This is a genomic window from Frankia sp. Cppng1_Ct_nod, from assembly GCF_920656135.1.
Lineage (GTDB): Bacteria > Actinomycetota > Actinomycetes > Frankiales > Frankiaceae > Protofrankia > Protofrankia meridionalis.
Genome location: NZ_CAKKTK010000117.1, coordinates 5,094 through 9,606, shown reverse-complemented (window position 1 = coordinate 9,606; position 4,513 = coordinate 5,094). Strand labels below are relative to the sequence as shown.

At 62.6% G+C, this 4,513-nt stretch carries 4 protein-coding genes; 3 read left to right on the top strand and 1 reads right to left on the bottom strand.

Annotated features, from left to right (window positions below):
• The first annotated feature begins 347 nt into the window (after positions 1–347).
• A complete protein-coding gene (locus NBW77_RS21095; protein ID WP_250280208.1) occupies positions 348–2,468 on the top strand; it encodes a hypothetical protein in 2,121 nt (706 codons plus the stop codon).
• Positions 2,465–3,505: a hypothetical protein gene (locus NBW77_RS21090; RefSeq protein WP_131745092.1), complete on the top strand. Its 1,041-nt coding sequence runs from the start codon at positions 2,465–2,467 to the stop codon at positions 3,503–3,505. The genes NBW77_RS21095 and NBW77_RS21090 overlap by 4 nt, the downstream gene beginning before the upstream one ends.
• 318 nt (positions 3,506–3,823) lie before the next feature.
• Here the strand turns inward: NBW77_RS21090 and NBW77_RS21085 are convergent, their stop codons facing one another.
• Positions 3,824–4,186, bottom strand: coding sequence for a TetR-like C-terminal domain-containing protein (locus tag NBW77_RS21085; protein ID WP_250280207.1), 363 nt, complete (start codon positions 4,184–4,186; stop codon positions 3,824–3,826).
• Positions 4,187–4,246: 60 nt separating this feature from the next.
• Here NBW77_RS21085 and NBW77_RS22185 point away from each other — a divergent pair, with 60 nt between their 5' ends.
• Positions 4,247–4,369 carry a hypothetical protein gene (locus NBW77_RS22185; protein WP_284346972.1) on the top strand — a complete coding sequence of 41 codons (123 nt, stop codon included), beginning with the start codon at positions 4,247–4,249 and terminating at the stop codon, positions 4,367–4,369.
• Positions 4,370–4,513 lie beyond the last annotated feature (144 nt).

The window sequence follows — 4,513 nt, the reverse complement described above, 5'->3', positions numbered from 1 at the left end:
GGAGCGTGTTCACCTCCGCCGGCCGCATCCCCGCGTAGTACATGCACGCGAAGAAACCGACCAGCGGTCGGGAGATCCCGCCGACCGAGTCAAGACCGCGAAGCCGTACCCTGCAGAAGGGTCAACGTTCGAATGCGGGTTCGAGGTACGAGCCACAACTCAACATCAAGACGGGCAGTCAGGGGTCAGGGCTCCGCCACTCCCGACCCATGAAAGATCTGGGCCAGGGAGAAAAGTCACCTTTAAGGTGGTGGAGCGGCGGGTCGATCTCGCCTGATGAGAGGTGTCGGACCTCCCAGGTAGCGTCTTGAGGCCAGGCTTCCCCACCGAGATGAGAAGAGCGTTCCTTGCCGAAGCAGGACGGCCAGCGGACACCGTTTGCGCTCGAAACGCGCTTCGACGCGGGCTTCACAGCCCGCCTGGCGCTCCGTGAGAAGCAGGTCCAGCAGAGCTACCGGCCGATCATTTCGATCCACAAGTGGTTCGCCCGACGCCCGGGAACACTCTTTCGTAATCTGCTGCTCAGCGAGTTCGGCTCCAAGCCCCTGAGCGAGGACTTCTGGGAGTCTCACGACATCGACGCGGTTATCGCGGACCCGTTCATGGGAGGTGGCACGACGATCTTTGAAGCCCTCCGGCTCGGGGCCGGCGTGATGGGTCGAGACGTCAACCCGATGGCCTATTGGCTCGTCCGACAAGCCGTTGAAGAGATCGATCTGGACGAGTTTGCGGCCGTGGGCGAGAAGGTCCGGCTGGCGCTCCTAGACGAGGTCGGTGACCTCTACCGGACGCGCTGTGAACACTGCGACGGCGATGCAGCGGTCAAGTACTTCCTTTGGGTGAAGATCTGTGCTTGCCCGAACTGCGCCTCGACGGTTTCGCTGTTCCCCGGCTACCGGGTGGCCGAGGCAGTTCGCCACCCTCGTGAGGTTTTCCATTGTCCGACCTGCGACCGACTGCAAGAGCTCGAACCCACCAAAGACCCGCACTGCCCGGACTGCTCGATCTCGCTCCGCGGCAATGTAAGCCGAGGCAAGGCCACGTGTCTGGTCTGCGACACCACCTTCGCTTGCGTTTCCCAGCTGGCTACGCCGCCCGAGCACAGACTCTTCGCCATCGAGTACCAGTGCGCGACTTGCTACAAGAGCCTCAAGGGTCGCCAGTTCAAGACGCCCGACGATGCCGACCATGAGCGCGTGCGGACCGCAGAAGCTAGGCTCGAAGCCGATGATCGGGACATCCCGAGTGACGAGATCCCCGAAGGGGACGAGACCACTCGACTGCTGCGTTGGGGCTACTACAAGTACCGGGACATGTTCAACGACCGTCAGTTGATCGGATTGAGTACGCTGCTTCGCCTAATCCGAGACGTACCGGACCAACGCAATCGCCATGCCCTGGCCACCGTATTCAGCGACTTCCTGCGCTACCAGAACTTGCTCTGCCGTTACGACACCTACGCACTAAAATGTCAGGACATCTTTGCTGTTCACGGCTTCCCTGTTGGCTTGATCGCTTGCGAAAACAACTTGCCCGGCATCCCCAGGGTTGGGTCCGGATCGTTCGTTCACTTCATTGAGAAGTTTCGCAAGGCCAAGGACTACGCGCAACATCCATTCGAGACGTCGCATGATGACAAGCGCAAGCGACTCATCCCGATCGTGGGGGAAAGCGCCGAAGGCAAGCTGGTCGCTCGCAACCCCGAGCCGTCTGAAGCCTGGTTGGACTGCGCGCCTTCTCAAGACGTGCCGCTGGCCAGGCGATCACTAGATGGCGTGTTTACTGACCCGCCGTACTTCGACAACGTGCAGTATGCCGAGCTGATGGACTTCTGCTTCATCTGGCTACGAGCCCTCCTGGAGGGTGAGATCCCAGCCTTTGAACGATCTTCGACCCGTACCGAACATGAACTGACCGGCAACGACACACTGGGCCGCGGCTTGGTCGAGTTCACGGCCGGGATCAGCGCGGTGTTCCAGCGGATGAGCTACGCGCTCAAGGATGAAGCTCCACTCGTCTTCACTTACCACCACAATCAGGTGTCGGCCTATGCGCCTCTAGTAGTTAGCCTACTTGACGCCGGTCTGAGTTGCACAGCCACTCTGCCGGCGCCGGCAGAGATGGCGGCATCACTTCATATCGCTGGGACAAGCTCGTCGATTCTCGATTCGGTATTCGTTTGCCGACCGATGAAGTTCGTGGACAGAAACGAACCGCCGCACCGAAGCGAGGACGTGCGCGAGCTGGTCGAGCAGGATGTGGCCTCGATGCTCAAAGCCAACTACAAATGCACTCTCGGCGACATCGCTTGCCTGCAGGCTGGACACATCGCCGGCCAGACGGTTCGAGACCTCATCCATGGCTGGGACAAGACTGTGCCGACAGTTGATCGCATCGCCACCGTCACGGCCCACATGGCTGATCTTGTGACTGCCGCGACGCGGCGAGTTGTTGTGGTTGTCGGATGAGTGAGACGCGCCCGTATCAGCTGACGAACGACGAACTTCTGGCCCAGCTCGACGAGATGGTAACCGTGACGTTCTCGGATCTGACCAGTCAGTTCATGCTGTTGCCTCGTGGACCATCGTTCGTAACTTACCTTGAGTTCCTCGCTGGCTACGAAGCCCTGAGGCACGCAACCGATGGCTTCAATAGCATCAGCGTCGACCAGTGCTGGACGGCTCTACAGGAAAACGCACTGGCGCTCGTGGTCATCCGCTGCGTTCTTGGCGTGTCGCCACCGGAGTGGGAAGACCTGACGTTCGAGGAAACCGGCGTCAGGCTGCCGAGTAACTGGGGTCGCGGGCTCGACGGCAAAGTGAAGCGAAACCACGATTTTTTCACCACCTCTACAGGCAAGACTGCGATGACAATCGAGCGCACAACACTTCTACTTAGGAGCGCATGCACGGCGATCCTTGGCGGTGCGGATGAAGCTCCCGATGGCTTGATCCATCGACTTGAGAAGATCGACACCAAGGAGGGCCTCGACAGCATTCGCTACGTCGCTCAGCAACACGTTCCGTACGCGGTCTTGCTCTATGAGCGTTTCCTCGGTCGGCCATTCGCCAGTCATCGCGACTCGGTCTCGGAGCTGGTTGGCGACGTCATGGAGTCCGCCATCGAAGAGCAGCTCTCCTCGTCGCGAATTCCTTTTCGCAAAACCAAGCGGGCCGAGCGTGTTCCCGGGTTCGACCAGGCTCCAGACTTCTTCATCCCCGATGAGCTCGCCCCGACAGTCATCATTGAAGCCAAGATCACTGGCGACGATGGCACCGCGCGAGACAAGATTTCACGTATTCTTCGCCTGGCAAGCATGAGGGATCAGCGGCTCGCCGAAAGCAAGCCGACGTTTCAGGTAGTTGCCTGCATCGATGGACGTGGGTTCGGGGTTCGTCGCCAGGATCTCAAGGACCTGTTGCTAGCGACCCACGGCAAGGTTTTTACCGCTAACTCGCTTGGCGACCTGATCTCGAACACTCAGATCGAAAAGTTCCGGCCCTGATGGCAGATCCACCCAAGCCCGCAGAGGGGACAAGAGCCAGTCTCCGCCGAAGGGCCGGTCACCAGCCCCAGACTGTCAGGCTTGCCTCGCACCGTCGGTCGAGTTCACTCGATCGTGCTAGTCGTCCGGTCCAGCCTTGACAGGCAAACTGAAAGCCGAGCCGACGGACAACCACGTACATCAGCAAGCGTCCACGGACATCCGACCCCAGCTCGCCGGACTCGGCGAACCCAAGCGGACGTCCACGGATGATCGCGAGCAAACTACGGATCTGTGAGTGGTCATGGGCGCGTCCCTAGCAACGGTGACGGGGCCGGGTCACAGTCCGCGGGCGACGAGGCCGAGGACGGTCCGCAGGGCGCGCTCACGTTCGGCGGCGGGGAGGTCGCGCAGCGGCCCGTCGTTGAGCAGCGTCGACAAGCCGTGCACAGCTGACCAGGCCGAATACTCGGCCTCGGGGCGGCGTTCGGGCGGGATCGCGCCGACCTCGACTAGCTCGTCGAGCCGGGCGCCGAGCAGTTCGTAGGGGCCGAGCCCGCTGGCGCCCGTTCCTTCGCACGGGGCGAAGGTGTGCATGGTGCGCGGCACGGCGAACGCCGTCCGGAACCAGCCGGGTTCGGTGGTGGCGAACTCCACGTAGGCCCGTCCGAGCACACCGAAGCGAGTCCAGGCGCCCGCCACCGGGCAACCCATGTCCGCGCGACCGGCGAGACCGGTGCGGGTGGCCGCTACGCCGCGCCCGTGATGGCCACGGCGGTGGCCGGGGTGTTGGACGCCGCCGGGTTCACCGTCGCCTACAGCCCGCAGCGCGCGGGCGTCCCGATCGTCACCGCCGCACCGACGATCACCGGCGGCACGGCGTAACCCTGCTCTACCGACGGCAGCCCCCACACCCGGACCGGGTGCGGGGGCTGCCTGTCTGTGGGCGCGGGTTGCCGGGGGTGGGAGTGCCGCTTAGTCGACCGGCGGCGGGGCGGGCGGGGTGCGTTCGCGGGTCGGGCTGCCGTT

What these genes read in the sequence shown, in the direction of transcription:
- NBW77_RS21090 (WP_131745092.1), top strand. Translation starts at nt 2,465, where the DNA reads ATGAGTGAGACGCGCCCGTATCAGCTGACGAACGACGAACTTCTGGCC.